The following is a 17,908-nucleotide window of genomic DNA, read 5'->3' as shown; positions in this document are numbered from 1 at the left end:
TTGCTGACGGCCTCAGGCAAATCTCGCGTGATCCGGCTTATGAGCTCCTCGCGCGAAAGGCCGGTCTGCATCGAGAGGGAAGTCAGGGTGTCTTCGTCTATGGCTGCTTCCACCTCGCTTGGCTGGATCGGCTCGTTCGGCCCGGTGCCTACCCACGAATCGACCTTCGATCCGGCGCCTGCCCCTCTGAACCGGTCGAGAATATCGCCAAGCGCGGTCCCCGAAACGCCTTTTGAAAGCTGATCCAGAATCCCGCCTTGCGGATCATTTGGGTTGCGATCACCCGCTCCACGGATCATGTCGCCGATCTTGTCGCGATTTTGGTATGCCAAGACGCCGAGCATCGCGATCGCCAATTTTCCCAGGTTAGCCATTGGTACCTCCACTGTTCAATGGACAAGGGCTCAACATCACAAAAGTTCCGACTGGCGACGATCTAATTGAATAAGGGCTGGCGTATCGACACAGACATGAGCGGTGCTGCCTAACCGGCTTGTTTCCGTTTGCGGTGCGGCTTCGGCCTCGCAGACGTTGATCGTGCAAAGCTCGTTGCCTGCCTGATCGCGCATGCGCACTAACCATCCGGTCATATCGTCATCGCCCAGATCAGCCAACAGGCCGATTCCGCAACGGATCGCTTCGGCGCGAGCGTCCTCAAAACTTGGCGTCTCGGCAGGCGGAACCTAGCGAGCCTGGTCGCCGTCGCGATAGTACAACGTATAAGCGAGATGGATTCCACGCGCTGCCTTAGAGTATGGAACTACCACCCTCATCTTTGACGGGGGTTTGGCCAAACAGCGAACATCACTAGGCCTAAGACGATCGATCGAGGTCGACTCGCGCGACGGCGTAGGCGCCAAGCGAGATGCTTTGATCATCCAGCGGTCTTGCGGAACTTTCCATGAAGTCGGGATCGGTTGCCGCCCGCTCGAACTGCTCGGCGCCGAGAAGAGCAATGCGGGCGCTGCTCGGCGAATCCGAAAGCCGCACAGATTGCGTCTTGGCGGTAAGGTTAGCGACCCACAGGGTCACGCGGCGATCTTTTTCAGCCGCGATCGTGGCGACGCCGTCAGCGCCGGCAGTTCCTACCGACAGCAAGGTGGCTCCGCCGAGCTTTGAGAGACCAGCCAAGACATGGAAAGCGGGATAGACCGTTGGGCCATCCTGCTGATCATACCATGGCTGCACGAAATCAGCCTTCCTATGGATTTGGCCAAAGGGGCCGGCGAAGTCACCGAACGCGACGGCCTCGATTCCTTCGCGAGCGCAGGCCGCGAAATATCCGACAGTCCAAGCCGCATTGAACAGCCCGCGCTGACGAGGATCAATGCGCGATAGACAGACGCGAGCGTTCGCTTCATTCGGCGCAGTGGATTTTCCGTATGGGTTCTCACGGCAGCCGAGCTGGATGGGACCGATACGCAGTGGCAAGCGTTCCCCCATGAAAGCATGCGCGGAACGGATTAGATGGGGGATTGCCTGAAGTGTCTCCATCACCGAGACATCATCTACGGCGTGCACGCTTGGACAGGTGGTGAAGGTCACGTAGTCGAGCGCTTCGGCTGGCGGACGCTTGCGGTTGAGTTCGGTGAAGTAAGCGGCCATGCCGCCGCCCAGCGCGATGCCCGGGAAAGCCCGGCGAGCGGCGGAGTAGCTTTCGTGGAAGCTGGGCATAGTCGGCCACGGTGCTCCCGGCTGTACGGATGTCATGTCCTGCGCCGGAAAGACGGAGACAGCTTCTAGTTTGAGGCCGAGTGAGTGGACAGCATCCGCGACCGGCGCCAATTCGCCGAATGGATCGCGCGTGCCCTTGGTGATAATCTCGAGGACCACTCCAGCGCCGGTCAGCCGTGCGAGCGCGGCGTAGCTTTCTAGTTCGTCCTGGCCGTGTGCGATCCGGAGATCGACCTGGCAGACCATCCACTGGGGAGCCATTCGTCGTAGGAGCTCGGGGGTTTCGAGCGCGTGCTTTGCCTCGTCGGCGGCGACGCCGACGCCAGTGCGGGGCACTCGGCCGACCGGTCCGCCGATGGTCAGGTTGATGAGTGGATTGCGATTTTCAGACGTCCCGGTAGGGAGCGTTCCTGACACGTGAAGCCGGACGGCCTGCGTGAATTTCTGGCCCTTGGGCAGTCTGTAAGGCCACGGGCGACGCAGAGGGCGGACATATGTTTTATACGAGGCGTCAGACCAATTGCGTTGGTCCTCCATCTCATAGGCATCACCCTCCATGGCGCATGTCGCCCAGATCCCAGGCGCGATCTCGTGCGACAACGCCCGGATGTCGGTGAACGGACATTTTGGATCGATGTGGTCCGGAAAGAACGATAGCTCGTCGTGACCATCCTCATGCAGCACCTTTATCGGCTTGCCGGCTAAGCCCTCGATCGGATGAAGGACCACGAAGCCGGTCCGATTCGTCAAAAGGTCAGTCTCGGGCTCTGCCTCCGCCACAAACGACAGCGCACCATCGCCACTGCCTGAGACGCGCGCCCGGTAAATCAGGCGGCCGGATGTTGCGGCACATGTTGCACGGTATTCAATGGCGAACGCATCCGGCCTCTCGTCGATCCGCAGATCATCGAGAACGGTGGTACATGTTCCCCAGTTTTCGTCCCGTACAAGAAACGAGATTCCGCGCAAGACCTCGATCGTCCCGATGCGGATGTAACGCAAGGCGCCATTGTCGAAGGCGACCGACAAGGATCCGGCGCGCAGTGTGCGCAGCGGTGCCTCGAGCTGCTCGGTGCCACACAAGCGGACTGCCAGGGAAGCTGTCGAGGTCAAATTGCGCGCTCCGTCGTGGCGTCGAAGATCGAGGCCCGGTTCATGTTGATGTCGATCGCAAGCTTCTCGCCCGGACGGCTGACATCGTGCGCCTGCAGCTCAGCCATCACCGGCGCGCCGGCCAGTCGGAATGTCGCGTAACTGCGCGAGCCGGTCGGCTGCAGCAGGTCGATCGTTGCCTCATAGCGAAACGTGCCCTGCTCCGGCATGGCAGTGTGCGCACGAGTGAGGTGTTCTGGCCTTAACCCGAGCAGCACCTGCTGTCCGTCCGCGACGCCCTTCAGCCCCCTGCCGGGCGCTAAGGGTAGCAGTGCATCTGCGAGCCGGATGGCAGCGGCGCCTGCGTCCAAGGCAAGGGTGCCTGGCAGGAAGCTCATCCGCGGCGAACCCAGGAACCCAGCGACGAACGTGGAGGCCGGGTGCTCGAACAACTCGAGTGGCGCGCCCTGCTGCTCTATCAACCCGTCGCGCATCAGCACGATACGGTCAGCCAACGTCATCGCTTCGATCTGGTCATGGGTGACGTAGATCATCGTTGTCGCAATGTCCTGGTGAAGGCGTTTGATTTCGCCGCGCATTTCGTCGCGAAGCTGTGCGTCGAGGTTGGACAGCGGCTCGTCGAATAGAAAGATGCGGGGGTTGCGGACTATGGCGCGGCCGATGGCGACGCGCTGGCGCTGGCCACCGGATAATTGGCGCGGAAAACGCCCCAGCAAGGGAGTGATGCCAAGCATGCGTGCCGCCTCGGCGACGCGCACCTCGACCTCTGGCTTCGGCATCTTGCGAGCCTTGAGGCCGAAGCCAATGTTCTTGGCCACGCTCATATGCGGATAGAGCGCATAATCTTGAAACACCATTGCCACGTCGCGATCGCGCGGCCGGAAATCATTGACCACCTCGCCGCCGATCTCGATCGTGCCTTCCGATATCTCCTCCAGGCCGGCGATGGTCCGGAGCAGCGTGGACTTGCCGCAGCCGGACGGTCCAACCAGGACGGTGAACTCGCCGTCGCGGATGTGGAGGTCAATGCCGCGCACGGCATGGAACGCGCCGTAGCGCTTGTGCAAGCCGGTAATTTTGACTTCGGCCATGCGGGAGCTTTCCTAACCGCGAACGGCGCCGAGCGTCAGCCCGCGCACCAGATGACGTTGAGCAAGGACCCCGAGGGCGATCGATGGCACAAGGGAGACGATGGCAAGGGCCGCGGCTTCGCCATATTGCGCGCCCTGGAAGCCGATGAAGGCGCGGAAGACCGTTGGCAGTGTAAAGGCAGTTCGGCTGGTCAAGATCAGAGCGAAGAAGAACTCCGTCCAGCATGCAATGAAGGCGAAGACAGCCGCCGCGACGATGCCCGGTGCTGCGAGCGGCATGGCAACGCGCCAGAACGCCTCCCATCTCGTGCAGCCATCGACGAGGGCCGCCTCCTCCATCGACTTCGGCATGCCGCGGAAATAGGCGAACATCATCCACACCGAGACCGGCAGCGTGAAGACCGTATAGGCGATGATCAGGCCGACATGAGTGTCGTAGAGCCCGACCTGGCGATAGATCAGGAACACCGGCAGCACGATCCCGATCGGCGGCAAAAAGCGCTGCGACAGCACCCAGAAAGACAGATGCTTGCCGCCGGTGTCGTAGCGCGCCAGGCTATAGGCCATCAGCGTGCCGAGCAGCGCCGAAAGCACCGTGGCCGAAAGCGAAATAATCAGGCTGTTGATGAGCCCGTCGAGACCACGATAGGCGAACAGCGCAGCTTTGTAGTGGACAAGCGTCGGAGCGGCGGGGAACCAGACAGGCGGTACGGTGAGGTAGTCGTCGCTGGGCTTGATGGAGGTGTTGAACATCCAGTAGAGCGGCCACAGCACGAACACCAGGAAGAACCCCAGCAGCAGAATTCGGCCGATCGGCAACGACCGGCGTTTCCTGCGGCGGGCGGGCGCGACGGCGGCCATCAGACCGGTTCTACCTTCAAGAGCCGACGCACCAGCAACGTCACGATGAGCGCCGTAAAGATCAGGAACAGCCAACTTCCTGCTGTTGCCTGCGACAGATGAAACTGTGTGAAGCCGATGGTATAAAGATAATAGGAGGCCGTGTAGGTTTGTGTTCCCGGGCCACCCCCTGTCATGATGAAAATGGTGTCGAACATACGGATTGCGTCGAGCAGACGGAAGGTCAGCGCCAGCAGCATCATCGGCCCGAGATGCGGGAGCGTGATCGCCCAAAAAACCTGCCAGGCGTTGACGCCGTCGAGTTCTGCCGCCTCATAGAGATTGGGTGGGATTGCGGTCAGCCCGGCGAGCAGGATGACGAACATGAACGGCGTCCACTGCCAGACATCGGCGATGATCAGCGAGACGTAGAGCCACGGGCGCTCCGTCATCCAGCCGATCGTAACCTCCTGCCCCAATAGTTGCGTCAGGATATAGTTCGTCGGTCCGAAAGGCCGCTGTAAAAGCAGCGTCCAGGCTTGGCCGACGATGACCGGACTGATGAACAGCGGCACGATCAGGATCGACATGATCACACCGCGGCCCGGAAAGCTGCGCACCATTGTCAGCGCCACCAAGAGGCCGAGAACGAATTCTATAGCGACGCTGATGCCCGACAGCGATGCTGTCAGCAACAGGGACCAACGTGCTACGGGATCGAACACGACCCGCTCGAAGTTCTTCAATCCGACAAAGGCGTGGCCCGGCACCTGGAAGTCGTAGTTGATGAAGGATACCACCAGCGAGAACAGAAGCGGATAGATCGACAGTGCCAATATCAGCAGCACAGCGGGGCCGACCAGCAGCCACTTGAAATGACGGTCTGCCCATTGAGCAAAGGCAGACAGCCGGGGCGGTGCGCCGGCTGCCTTCAAACGACGGATCGTGGCGGTGGGCTGCATAGGCGTATCCAAAATCGCCGCTTGGCGGGGAGGTGTTGCGAGCCAAGCGCCCGCAACACCGATTGCTCCAGAGAAGTCCGCCTGCCCTCAGAGGGTGACCGCCATGCCAAGTTTTTCCACCGTGTTGTCGGCGGTGGCGCCAGGCAGTTTCAAGAACTCGGTGTAGAAGCCCTTCTGCGAATCCACACCCAGTCGGTCGGTCGTCTCGTTCCACTCGGCGGCCGCCGTTTCAAGCGACGCCTTCGGATCCGCACCAGCCCACACCGCCGTGCACATGCGATCGATGCTCAAGAAGTAGTCCTGCGCGCCTGGCATGATCGGGTCGAGCAGACCGACATTTGCCGAGTTGTTGAGGTTGGCAAGGTACTCCTTGGCACTCGGGAAGAGCGCGCCGTAGAGCTCGGACTTGAAGTGCGAGATGCGGTACGGGTCGCGTAGAGCGTAGGGCAGCATGCAACGTGCCAGCGAGACGGGTGGCGAGCATACCCACTGCATGAACAGATACGCCGCCTCAGCGTTGGGCGAGTCGGCCGACAGTGCCTTGTTGTAGCCGGTGGCATGTTCCGGATTTCCCGGAACCACGGCATAGCCGACCTTGCCGGCGATTTGGGACTGCGGAATGAAGTTGATTGCCGTGGCCGACTGCGAATAGTTGGCCGCCATACGGCCGCTAGGAGGCCAGGAATAGATCATCGCGACTTTGCCGGTCAGGAAAGCCGCCCACAAGGAGACGGCGTCGAGCTCGTTGTTGCCGGGGATCGAGGCCTTGTTTGCGGCGAGCATGTTTGTCAGCGTCTTGACGCCGGCATCCGAAACCAAACCTGCCTTCATGTCGTCGCCGAAGAGTTTTCCGCCGTTGGCCCGGTACTGCTGCAGAAAGTCGAACTGATTGCCGGGGCTGCCCGCCTTGCGGAAATGTCCCGCGCCATAGACCTTTGGCGCCATCTGGTCGGTGATGAACTGGGCGATCTGGGCATATTCTTCCCATGTCTTGGGCGGTCCAAGCTTGGCGTTGAACTTCGCCTGGTAAGCCTCCACCATTTTAGGGTCCTCGAAAATGTCCTTGCGGTAGTAGAGAGCGAACATGTCGCCGTCGTCGAAGAACCCCCAGATCTTACCCTTGTAGGTCGGCAGCGCCTTGTACAGGGGATGATAGTCCTCGAGGTCTGCCGGGTTCATGTATTTGGCGATGTAGTCGTCTAGAGGGGCGATGACGCCGCCATCGGCAAGCGACGGCGTCCAGGCCGGCGAGATGTCGAGGACGTCATAGGCACCCGAGCCGGCGATGTGCTCGGCGACCGCCTTGGAGTACTGGTCCGGGTTCGACAGCTCGACGACATTCGACTTCATCCCGGTAAGCTGCTCCCACATCGGCCCACTGAAATTGCGCGGGTCGAGTGCCTGCAGGCCAGCCTCGTAGGTCATGTTGAGGGTGACGCCCGAATGCGCCTTGGCCGCCTCCGCCGCGCGAAAGGCGGAACCGTCCGGAGGCCCTTCCTTCGATGCTTTCAGGGCTGCGGCCTGCGCCTGGCCGAGCGGCGACGTGGCGTCCGCCAATTCCAATGTTTGCTGCGCCAGCGCCCAATCGGTCATCATCCCCAGCAGCGGGCCGGACACGGCCAACATGCCGGTCATCTGACCGAAGCGGGTGATGAAAGTTCGGCGGGTGGTTTCGCCGCGCATGAAGGCGTCGACCTCTGCTTCGAGACCTGCCTGAAAGTCACGTTTTTCACGATCGTTCATAGTGCTTGGTCCTCCCATTTTCCTTTTGCTTCACTCGTCCGCCGGCGCAGCGGTCAAGCATTTCCTCCCGTAAGGTCGCCGCAAAGAGGCCGCGGCGGCGCGCCGAAAATCAGTGTCCTCCTAGGTTCCAAAGCGGGCGGCGAGCCCAGACAGCCTGGTCTTCCACAGCTCGCTCGAAAGCACCTCGCGATTGACCACGCCGCGCGGCTCGCGACCACGCTGCACCTCCATTACCGCTTTGACGTCGGCGGCACCGTTGCCGGCAAAGCACTGGTCGGTCCAGCAAAGCGCGTGCGGCGCCAGGATGACATTGTCGAGTTTGAGGATCGCATCGTCTGCCTCGGGAGGCTCTTGTTCCAGCACGTCGAGACCGGCGCCGGCGATGCGGCGCTCCTGCAGCGCTTGCGTCAGCGCTTTCTGGTCGACGATCGGGCCGCGCGCGGTGTTGATCAGGTAAGCTGTCGGCTTCATCAGGGCGATCCGCTCGGCATTGACGATGTGGTGGGTCTGGGGCGACAGGGGGCAACTCACCGACAGCACGTCGGCGCGGCGAAACAGATCCTCCAGCCCGACCAGCTCGACACCCAGGTCGGCAGCGACCCCCTTGTCGGCAAACGGGTCATGGGCAATGAATTGCATGTCAAAGGGCTTCGCCAAGCGGAAGACCTCGGCACCGATATTGCCGATGCCCAGCGACCCAAGCGTACGCCCGACGAGGCCGACCCCCATATGTTCGGAGCGCTTCTCAAAACCAACAGACCCTTTGCGGGTGAGCGCGTCCTTTGTCAGCAGCTTGCCGGTCAGCGCCAGCATGAAGGTGATGACGGATACGGCGACGGGCCGTCGCACGCCATCGGGCGTGATGACCAAGGCAATACCGGCTGCGGTGCATGCCTCAACGTCGACAGTGTCGTAGCCGACCCCGAAGCGGGCAACGACGGCCAGGCGGCCGCTCCTGGGGACACTCGTGGCATCGAAACGATGGGCGAGGAGGATGAGCGCATCGAAATCCTCAAGTTGGTCGGCGCGAAGCGGACTGTTTGACTCCAGGAACACCATCTCGACACCTGTCGCATTGCGCAGCGGCTCCAGATCGAAATCTGGGTAGGTCGGCGAGCCGTCCGGCTTGCGGAAATCACCGGAAAGCGCCACCCTGAATTCTACGCCGTCCATCGTCTCCTCCGCTCCTATTGGCACCCGGCCCGGATCTTGGAAACCGCGTCGGCGATCGCGTCGTGCAGGACCCAAACGTCGCCTGAATAACAAATGAAATCGAAGCCCTGTGCGTAGAACTCGTGTCCCTGGGCGACGTTGGGCACCAAGCGTCCAAGCGATTTGTTGTGCTTTTTGGCGGCGGCAACGATTTTGGCCATTGCAGCAGTGAAAGTGGGGTGGGCGAAGTCGCCAGGAATGCCGAGCGAGACGGACAGATCGAAATGTCCGACCCAAAGACAATCAACCCCGTCCAGTCCCGCGATGCCGTCAATGTTCTTGACGCCGTCGGCGGTCTCGATCAGGCAGATGAACGTGGAGCGCTTGTTGGCGGCCTCGAATTTATCAGCGACCGAGCCTGGGCGGTAGCGGTCATGAGCGATCTGCAGCGCCACGCCGCGGGCGCCGGCAGGGTGGTACTTCATGGAATTGATGATGTGCTGCGCCTGTTCGACGCTGCTCACCATCGGCGCGATCAGGCCTTCGGCGCCCATATCCATGGCGCGGGCAAGGAAGTGGTAGTCCTGCGATGGCACACGCACCATGACCGGCAGGTCAGCCGCCTCGAAATAGCGAATCGCACTCTTCAGCGTCTCCAAGCTAAATCCCGAATGCTCCATGTCGAAAAAGACGAAATCGCAGCCAGCGGACTTCAGGATGTGACCGATTCCCGGCGTGGCGAACTCGGCGACGAGCGTACCGAGCTTGACCCGCCTGTGAGAAGCTAACGCCCTGAGACTTGGCTCTGACATGCACTTCCTCCCGTTCGCCCCAATGGGGCAATCCGCCTACGTTCTCTTCAATGCGTGGCCTCAAGAACGAGGTCGCAGGTCGTCACCAACTTGGTCACGACGAGCGGCGCGCTCCGCGTATTGAATTCGTCGAAATGAGCGGTGCGGCAATGGTCCTCGAATGCGGCCTCGCTATCGTAAATTTCATAGAGCAGGACCCGATCCGGTTCGCCACGCGCCTCCGTCACGTCAAAGCGGCGGCAGCCGGCCTCGGTGCGCATCGACGCGGTTGCATTGGCGTCGACAAGTTCTCGGAACCTGTCCCGGGCACCAGGCCTCAGGCGGAAATCGACCCAGACGACAAATCCGGTCATCACTTGGGCCTCGCAAGTTGCAGGTACCGCTTGGCCACATATTCGAGATGGCTGCGCATGGCCGTCTCTGACGCGTCTGGATCGCGCGCGGCCACGGCCTCGAAGATTTCGCGATGAGCCTGGTAAGCCTTGCGGTCTTGACCCTTGGCCAATGTGGTGCGACGCTGTTCGAGCAACCATTCAGCCAACGCCGCGTGAATAGCTGTAAAGATCCGATTGCGGGTGATTACCGCCAGCACGTAATGGAAGTCTACGTCCGTGCGCTCGAAGCGCGCCAGGTCGCCGATTGATTGACGGTTGAGTTCGAGCGCCTCCTTGAGGCTCTCAATGTCTTCCGGGGTAGCATGCACAGCGGCGTTGCGGGCAAGGCCGACCTCGAAAAACAACCGCGCGCTCTGGAAGTCGTGAACCCCTCCCGGCGCCGAAATCATGTGCCGAGCCGGCCCTGAAAGGGCGTCGATCACGAATTGAGGAGTGGGTCGAGTGACGCGGGCACGCTCCCCCGATTTTACCTCGACAAGGCCCATTTTGCTCAGATGCAGCAGCGCCTCACGGATGGAAGGCCGCCCTACCCCGAACTGCCGCATGAGTTCCCGTTCAGATGGGAGACGGTCGGCTTCGGCCAACTCTCCCTCTCGGATCATCCGCTCGAGGTGCGCTGCCACCTCGTCCGAAAGCTTCCGCTGTTTGATCAGAACTCCGATCATGTGGCATACCTGTTATACCAATCAGGTACGTTATGATCCCATAGCACCCCTTGTCAACGAGATCTAAGCATCCGGTGGCCGGGCCCTTAAAGCACTCCGTCGTTGTCGAGGCGTCCTTTGCGACGCCTTCAATGTCTTCACGAAGATTTCAGTAACTTGAGGGAGAGCGAGCACAATCTGCTCGGTGTTCCGATCGGGAACGGTCTTCGAACCCTGGGTCGGTGGTCAGTTTGAACCTGCGGTGTGGACCCCAGGAGTGCCACCGGGCCGTGTGCTGGCCGAGACCTACCCAACCGCCTGCTTATGAGCTGGGACATGAGCCCTCGATGGCAAGTAGACCTCGACCTGAGCAAGATCAGCGAATGGAAGCGGGTTCACAGCCGAGGCGGAAAACGCGAACTCTCGCTGCTGGACCCTTTTGGCAATACGCCTGCTCCATCTCGTAATCTTTTTCCCCGCCGCAATGTCGCAAAGGAAGGGATTGTCGGGTTAGTCCCCTCTACGCTCCAGAGCGCTCGTCACGTTGTGCTCATCCTTGTGCGGTTGGCGGCCGCCGCTTGAGGATGCGCATTTGAAACTGTCTCAAGATCATTTTAGTCCTGAGGGGCCTCAGGCGGGGGCGCTTGCCATTTAGTTATCGTCACCTGCGCATGTCGAACCCGTACTCGGCGCCAATCTACGCGCTGGCCAGTTTGCGACATGTGGTTTCGGCGATCCGCTTTCAGTGCGACGATCATGCTGGACGGCTGATATGAGGCGCGTTCCCGCCTGGCAGCTTAGGGGCAGCAAGCAGGACGTCGGCTTTCTTGCCTCGACCTGGCCTAAGCAGTCATTCAATTCGTGGCCTCAAGCAGCTCATCCACGCTCCTCCTGACGCGGCGTGCCATCCAGCCGATCTCGGGCTGATGTGCGTGGACGGCAGTCGTCCTTTGACCACCGCTTCTGGCGGCGCCGATTGGCGAGCCGCCTCGCCATCATTAGCTATGGAACGGAAAAGAAACCATTCAGCATCAGACTACCGCTTTTCGACGCACCTTTTCGAATATGTCGGAACGAGCGCTTGTCGCGCAGCCCACGATGCCCCCCATTGGTGAACCGGTTCCATGAAGAGTCTGACAATACGCCACCGCATCCTCGTCAGTTTCGCAGCCGTTCTGGTGGTCATGTCCGTGATAGCCCTCATCGCGTACGCCTGGTTTCTTCAGGCGGGGGAGGAGGCGACTGAGGTCGAGAAGGGCATCCTTCCGGACCTTTATCACAGTACCGAGATCATGACGGGCCAGATGGCGGCCCATAGTCTGCTTCAGGAATATGCCCTTCAGGACAACCCGTCAGACAGAAGCACGGTTGAAAACGCGATCACGACCAATCGCAACCAGGTGCAGCGGTCGATGGACGACTATGAGGCAACGATCGTCTCCGATATCGACAAGCAGAATTATGCAGCCGTCAAACAACTCGCCAACCAATTCCGTCTGGCTGAAACTGCTGTGCTGGAAACAAGCCGGGCTGCCTTGTCGAAAGGTGAAACTCCCAATGAAAGCCCAGCTATCAAGAACGAAGTAGAGCCGATCTTTGTAAAATTGCAGTCCGCTCTGCAGGCCATGGTTGAGGATCACAGAGGCGAGGCAAACAGCGCGACGCAGCGGATCAGCTCGATCGTCAGAACGGCCGAAGTCGGTTTGAGCGTTGGCTTGTTGATAGCCCTCGGGCTAGCCCTTCTTTTGGGTTACCAGCTGTTTCGCGCCATTACAGGTCCGCTCACCCGTTTGGTCGACGCGGTTCAATTGATGCGGCAAGGCGACTTCAGCGAACGGCTCGATCTGAGGCGCCGAGACGAATTCAGCGTGCTTGCCGACGGCTTCAACGCAATGGCGGACGATCTCACAACCCTCATTGGTCAGGTTCAAAGGTCCAGCATACAGGTCGGCACGTCGATAACTGAGATCGCCGCCACCTCCAAGCAACAGCAGGCAACTGCGACTGAAATCGCAGCGACCACAACAGAAATCCGAGCGACAGCCAAGGAAATCTCCGCCACATCAAACGAACTGGTCCGCACGATGAACGAGGTCTCCACAGTTGCCGAACAAACCGCTGCCGTGGCTGGCGGGGGGCAAGCGGGGCTGACCCGTATGGAAGAAACCATGCAGCAGGTCATGGAAGCGGCTGGCGCGATCAATTCCAAACTGGCGATCCTGAGCGAGAAAGCCGGCAGCATCAATCAGGTGGTGACGACCATCACCAAAGTGGCCGATCAGACGAACCTGTTGTCGCTCAACGCTTCCATCGAGGCGGAGAAGGCAGGCCAATATGGCCGGGGTTTTGCAGTGGTGGCGACGGAAATCCGAAGGCTCGCGGACCAGACAGCTGTCTCCACCTACGATATCGAGCAAATGGTCAAGGACATCCAGTCGGCAGTCGCGGCCGGGGTGATGGGCATGGACAAGTTTTCCGAGCAGGTCCGTCGGGGTATGCAGGACATCCAGCAGGTCGGCGGGCAACTCTTCGAGATCATTCAGCAGGTTCAGGGGCTGGTGCCACGTTTCGAAGTCGCCAATGAAGGCATGCAAGCACAGGCGACCGGCGCGGGGCAGATCAGCGACACGCTAACCCAGCTAAGCGAGGCAGCTCAGCAAACAGTCGAGTCCCTTCAGCAATCGACGCTCGCGATCGACGAGCTCAATCAAGTCTCAGGCGGCATGCGAAGTAGCATATCGAGGTTCAAGCTACGAGCATAGCGAGCCGGCAGTAGGAGGTGACAATGCTATTCCTCGCCTTCAGCATGGGTCCGGATCGCTACTTGATCGATGTCCACAAAATTGAAGAGGTGCTGCCCTATATCGACGTGAAAGTTCTTCCGGGTGCGCCAACTGGTGTGGTGGGTTTGGTCAGCTATAACGGAATACCCATCCCCCTGATCGATGTCACCCTTCTTGCGCTTGGCCGACCATCGGAGCGCCTGTTGAGCACCCGGATCGTTGTGACGCGCTATCCGGCGGATGATGGCGAGCGACGCCTGCTGGGGCTGATCGCGGAACGGGTGACGGATACGATCGAGCGAGACCCGGCCGATTTCGCGCCGTTCGGACTGGAACCAGGAACCCCGCCCTATCTTGGGCCGGTGGCTTCCGATGGTTTGGAGATCATTCAGTGGGTCAAAGTGGAAGCGCTGCTTTCGGAAGAGATTCGTACCGCTTTGCTCCGCCAGGCGGCAATAGGTGATCAATGACCGGAGCAATAGAAAAGCTCCTGACGGAAACCATTGGACTGGACAGTGCCAGCGTTGGTCCGACAGTGGTTCGTCAGGCGGTCAGAGAACGGATGGAAGCATGCCGGATAACCAACCCTCAGGCCTATAGGCAACACTTGGCCGGTTCCTCGCAGGAGCTGCAGGAGCTGATCAATGCGGTGGTGATCCCAGAGACCTGGTTCTTTCGCGACCGAGAAGCGTTCACGATGCTGGCGCGGCATGCGCGCGCGCACAAGCCTGCTCAGCCGATAAGAATCCTGAGCCTGCCATGTTCAACCGGCGAAGAGGCTTACTCGGTCGCCATGGCCATGTTCGATGCCGGCTTTGAGGCACATGAGTTCAAGATCGATGGCGTGGACGTCAGCAGCCGCAATATCGCGACGGCTGAACACGCCATCTATGGCCGCAATTCGTTTCGCGGCAGCCATTTAGAATTCAAGGATCGCTATTTCGAAGCGGCCGAGGGCGGGTTGCGGCCTGTTGCTGGGGTGCTGAAACAGGTTCGGTTCATGGTAGGAAACTTGTTCGGTTCTCACGCGCCTTTCGGGCAAGAGGTCTATGACATCCTGCTTTGCCGCAATTTGCTGATCTATTTCAATCGAGAGCTGCAGGATCGCGCATTGATCTGCCTGAAGGACCTGCTGGCCAAAGACGGACTTCTTCTGGTCGGTCCGGCGGAAGCAGCTCTTCCAAGGGTGCATGGCTTTCTTTCCGCTGAATGGCCATTGGCCTTCGCCTTTCTGAAATCGGAGCCCGTCAAGACCACGGCGCCGAAAGTTTCGGCCGCCGTCCCGGTGCGGACGCTAAGCCCTAAGGTCAACAAGAGCGAGCCTCTTCGTCCGTTCCGACCGACAATTGGCAATGAAGGCCGCGGGCAGGCTCCGGCCAAGCCGCTTGCACACGCCTCGGAAAGCCTCATCGCGGTTGAACGGATCGCCAATGCAGGACGCGTAAAGGAGGCACAGGAGGTCGCCCTGGCGCATCTCAGGGAGTTCGGTCCTTCCGCAGAAATCTTCTACCTGCTAGGCCTCGTCCAGGATGCGGATGGTTCTGCACCCGAAGCCGCGCAAAGTTATCGCAAGGCGCTCTATCTCGCGCCAAATCATCTTGAAGCTCTTGTCCATCTGGCTTTGCTGCTTAGCAAGCAAGGCGACCATAACGGCGCCGAGGCGCTGGCCGGCCGGCTGGGTCGGGTCCAGAAAAGGAGCGGCAGTTGATGGCGGCTTCGACAAGGATCGCTCAGCCGGTGGAGGAGATCGAAATCAACGACTGCTGGCGGCAAATAGGCGTACGGGGTGACAAGTCATGTCCGCTACTAGAGCAGCATCTCCACTGCCGCAATTGCCCGACCTACAAGAAGATCGCACGACGCCTCCTCGACCGTGCAGCTCCCTCGGCATCTCGCGACGAATGGCCTGACAACGCTGGTCGTGCAGGGATCGATTCGGCAGACAGCGACGCGCTGCAGACGGCCGTTCTCTTCCGTTTGGGGGAGGAATGGCTGGCACTTCCGGTCGGTATTTTTCATGAAGTGGCTGAATCTCGTCGCGTTCATTCACTTCCACATCGCAGGAACAGTGCACTGCTCGGCATTGCGAATGTCCGTGGTGAATTGCTCATTTGCCTGTCCCTGGCCGAATTGCTCGGGATAGACGAGCGCAAGGAAGGGGAACAAGGCACACGAACCAAGGTATTTCGCCGCCTTGTCGTGGTAGGCGAGCGCGACAAGCGGGTTGCTTTTATGGTTGATGAGATCCACGGCTTACATCGGTACCAGGAACGCGACACTCTCGCTGTTCCGGCCATGATTGGCAAGGCACTGTCTGCCGCTACGGTTGCCGTGCTGCTATGGCAAGGACGAGCCGTTGGCTGTCTCGATCCACGACAACTGCTCACGATGCTGGATCGGAGCATCGCATGACAGATGAAGACTTCAGCCAGGTTTCGATGCTCAGCCTCTTCCAGGCCGAACTGGAGACGCAGTCACGGGCTCTGACCTCTGGACTTCTGGCACTCGAACGCGATCCTATCGCCGCCGACGCCCTGGAAGCATGCATGCGTGCCGCGCATTCCCTGAAAGGAGCTGCCCGCATCATCGACCTGATGCCCGCAGTCAAAGTTGCAAATGCGATGGAAGACTGCCTGGTCGCAGCGCAACGCGGGCATCTGAGGGTGCGACGGGAGCATATAGACGCGCTTCTGCAAGGTTCTGACCTTTTGAAATTGATCGCATCGGGATCATCGAGCGAGAGCGCCAACTCAGAAGTCGAAACCTTTCTCGCGAAGTTCGAGGGGTTGTCCCTCCCCCAGGCAAAGCCCGGGCCCCAAGATTCTGCAGCTGATTTCGCAACTCCAGATCATGCCCAGGAGCAACTGGCGACGACCTCTTCAGCGAACCTCCTCGTTGGGGCGGTGCCGCAAGCCCACGGCAGCATCAGCTCTGATAGAATGGTTCGGGTGACGGCAGACAGCCTGAACCGATTGCTCGGGCTGGCTGGCGAGTCGCTGATGGAAGCTCGGCGGCTCAGGCCATTCGCTGACGGGCTGCTACGGCTGAAGCGACTTCAATCGGACCTCGCAAGTGCATTCGACAATCTTCATGCAGTGCTGCCGCCGGTTTCAAACGATGCGGCGGTGGTGGAGGCGCTGGCTGAAGCGCAGCGAAAGCTTCGGTTGAGCCAAGCGTTCCTGGCGGAGCGTTTCGATGAGTTGGATTCAGTGGATCGGAAAGCGACCGATCTTGCCAACAGATTGTACGACGAAACGTTGGCGAGCCGGATGCGGCCTTTTGAGGACGGCGTGCGACACTATGCGAGAATGATCCGCGACCTCGGTCGTACCCTTGGCAAGCGGGTGCGACTGGAGATCGTAGGCGGCTCGACCGGCATCGACCGCGATATCCTCGAGCAGCTCGATGCCCCTTTGGGGCACCTTCTGCGCAACGCTGTAGACCATGGGCTTGAACCGCCTGAGGAGCGCCTCGCGATGGGCAAACCCGAAGAGGGGCTCATCAGGCTCGAAGCGAGGCACAATGCCGGGCTGCTGCAGATAGCCGTGGTGGACGACGGCAGGGGGATAGAGCTCTCGAAGCTGCGCGAGACCGTCGTCGCCCGGCAACTTGCAACCAGGGAAAGTGCTGAAACACTCAGCGAAAGCGAATTGCTCGCATTTCTGTTTCTGCCAGGCTTTTCCATGAAAGCGGGCCTTACCGACGTCTCAGGTCGCGGTGTGGGGCTCGATGCAGTGCAAGCCATGACGAAGGAAGTCCGGGGAGTCGCAAGCGTCTCCTCAGAATTTGGCCACGGAACCCGATTTCAACTGCAATTGCCGCTGACATTGTCGGTCCTGCGCACGCTGCTCGTCGATGTCGATGGAGAGCCCTATGCTTTTCCACTCGCTGCCATTTCCAAGACTTTGAAACTGCAGCGGACGGAGATCAACGTCCTGCAGGGCCGGCCGCATTTTCGATTGAACGATCGACAGATCGGGCTGGTCACCGCTCGCGAGGTGCTCGATCGAGGTGAGCCCGGATCGGAACCGAACGAACTATCGGTCGTCGTCGTGGATGCGGGTCGGGGCGATGCGTACGGCCTGATCGTTGACCGTTTTCTCGGGGAACGCGAGTTAGTGATCAGACCTCTCGATCCACGGTTTGCCAAGATCAAGGACATCAGCGCAGCGGCCCTGATGGAAGACGGTTCGCCTGTTCTGATCTTCGACGTCGACGATCTGATCCGATCGGTGGAAAAGCTTGCATCGTCCAGCGGATTTCGAGCTCTTCGGCGCGCCGCGGGCGGTCCCGAAGCGAGCAGGCGCAAGCGCGTGCTCGTGATTGACGATTCACTGACGGTTCGCGAACTCCAGCGCAAGATGCTCGGCAATTACGGTTATGAGGTCGAAGTGGCGGTAGACGGCATGGACGGGTGGAATGCCGTCCGGTCTGGTCCTTTCGATCTCGTCGTCACCGACATCGACATGCCTCGCATGGATGGCATCGAGCTGGTGAGTTTGATCAGAAAGGACGCTGATCTCAAGAACACACCCATTATGATCGTTTCATACAAGGATCGGGAAGAAGATCGCGCGCGCGGGCTCGACGCAGGTGCGGACTATTATCTGACCAAGAGTAGTTTTCAGGACGAGGCGCTGATCCATGCCGTCGTGGACATGATTGGCGAGGCGGCTGAATGAGATCGAGATTGGAAGCC

Annotated in this window: 15 protein-coding genes and 1 pseudogene; 5 read left to right on the top strand and 11 right to left on the bottom strand. The window is 60.1% G+C overall.

The window, feature by feature from the left end:
* From NKI61_RS18445 to nanR, 11 genes and pseudogenes are all read right to left on the bottom strand, one after another.
* Positions 1-374: YidB family protein (locus NKI61_RS18445; protein WP_352840234.1), on the bottom strand; the 374-nt coding region annotated here is incomplete at its 3' end.
* Between the two features lie 36 nt (positions 375-410).
* Positions 411-659 (bottom strand): annotated as a pseudogene (locus NKI61_RS18440) (hypothetical protein); the annotation flags it as partial.
* Positions 660-813: 154 nt separating this feature from the next.
* Positions 814-2,787, bottom strand: a complete 1,974-nt coding sequence (locus NKI61_RS18435; protein ID WP_352840233.1) for a D-apionate lactonase family protein — start codon at positions 2,785-2,787, stop codon at positions 814-816.
* A complete protein-coding gene (locus NKI61_RS18430; protein WP_023705660.1) occupies positions 2,784-3,878 on the bottom strand; it encodes an ABC transporter ATP-binding protein in 1,095 nt (364 codons plus the stop codon). Before NKI61_RS18430 ends, NKI61_RS18435 begins: the two co-directional genes overlap by 4 nt.
* 12 nt (positions 3,879-3,890) lie before the next feature.
* A complete protein-coding gene (locus NKI61_RS18425; protein ID WP_050586890.1) occupies positions 3,891-4,739 on the bottom strand; it encodes a carbohydrate ABC transporter permease in 849 nt (282 codons plus the stop codon).
* Positions 4,739-5,680 carry a carbohydrate ABC transporter permease gene (locus NKI61_RS18420; protein WP_023705662.1) on the bottom strand — a complete coding sequence of 314 codons (942 nt, stop codon included), beginning with the start codon at positions 5,678-5,680 and terminating at the stop codon, positions 4,739-4,741. The genes NKI61_RS18425 and NKI61_RS18420 overlap by 1 nt, the downstream gene beginning before the upstream one ends.
* 87 nt (positions 5,681-5,767) lie before the next feature.
* Positions 5,768-7,423 carry an extracellular solute-binding protein gene (locus tag NKI61_RS18415; protein ID WP_023742804.1) on the bottom strand — a complete coding sequence of 552 codons (1,656 nt, stop codon included), beginning with the start codon at positions 7,421-7,423 and terminating at the stop codon, positions 5,768-5,770.
* Between the two features lie 120 nt (positions 7,424-7,543).
* Positions 7,544-8,596, bottom strand: coding sequence for an NAD(P)-dependent oxidoreductase (locus NKI61_RS18410; protein ID WP_023742805.1), 1,053 nt, complete (start codon positions 8,594-8,596; stop codon positions 7,544-7,546).
* A gap of 14 nt (positions 8,597-8,610) precedes the next feature.
* Complete coding sequence (locus NKI61_RS18405; RefSeq protein WP_023726880.1) at positions 8,611-9,387, bottom strand: HpcH/HpaI aldolase family protein; 777 nt, start codon at positions 9,385-9,387, stop codon at positions 8,611-8,613.
* Between the two features lie 47 nt (positions 9,388-9,434).
* Entirely contained in the window at positions 9,435-9,740 is a 306-nt protein-coding gene (locus tag NKI61_RS18400; protein ID WP_023742807.1) for a putative quinol monooxygenase, read from the bottom strand.
* Positions 9,740-10,447 (bottom strand): transcriptional regulator NanR, encoded by a 708-nt coding sequence (gene nanR / locus NKI61_RS18395; protein ID WP_023742808.1) that lies wholly within the window; start codon positions 10,445-10,447, stop codon positions 9,740-9,742. The genes NKI61_RS18400 and nanR overlap by 1 nt, the downstream gene beginning before the upstream one ends.
* Before the next feature lie 1,103 nt (positions 10,448-11,550).
* Here nanR and NKI61_RS18390 point away from each other — a divergent pair.
* From NKI61_RS18390 to NKI61_RS18370, 5 genes are read left to right on the top strand one after another with little or no spacing between them, the layout of a single operon-like run.
* Positions 11,551-13,188 (top strand): methyl-accepting chemotaxis protein, encoded by a 1,638-nt coding sequence (locus NKI61_RS18390; RefSeq protein WP_023689447.1) that lies wholly within the window; start codon positions 11,551-11,553, stop codon positions 13,186-13,188.
* 23 nt (positions 13,189-13,211) lie between these two features.
* Positions 13,212-13,679: a chemotaxis protein CheW gene (locus NKI61_RS18385; RefSeq protein ID WP_023700505.1), complete on the top strand. Its 468-nt coding sequence runs from the start codon at positions 13,212-13,214 to the stop codon at positions 13,677-13,679.
* Positions 13,676-14,917 (top strand): CheR family methyltransferase, encoded by a 1,242-nt coding sequence (locus tag NKI61_RS18380; RefSeq protein ID WP_023742809.1) that lies wholly within the window; start codon positions 13,676-13,678, stop codon positions 14,915-14,917. Before NKI61_RS18385 ends, NKI61_RS18380 begins: the two co-directional genes overlap by 4 nt.
* The gene (locus NKI61_RS18375; protein WP_084559018.1) at positions 14,917-15,621 is read left to right on the top strand and encodes a chemotaxis protein CheW; all 705 of its coding nucleotides are present in this window, start codon (positions 14,917-14,919) and stop codon (positions 15,619-15,621) included. Before NKI61_RS18380 ends, NKI61_RS18375 begins: the two co-directional genes overlap by 1 nt.
* Positions 15,618-17,891, top strand: a complete 2,274-nt coding sequence (locus NKI61_RS18370; RefSeq protein ID WP_023742810.1) for a hybrid sensor histidine kinase/response regulator — start codon at positions 15,618-15,620, stop codon at positions 17,889-17,891. Before NKI61_RS18375 ends, NKI61_RS18370 begins: the two co-directional genes overlap by 4 nt.
* Positions 17,892-17,908: the final 17 nt, after the last annotated feature.

The organism is Mesorhizobium sp. M0514 (assembly GCF_040321145.1).
Classification (GTDB): domain Bacteria; phylum Pseudomonadota; class Alphaproteobacteria; order Rhizobiales; family Rhizobiaceae; genus Mesorhizobium.
The sequence above is the reverse complement of the archived record's forward strand: the minus strand, read 5'-3'. Positions and strand labels throughout refer to the sequence as shown.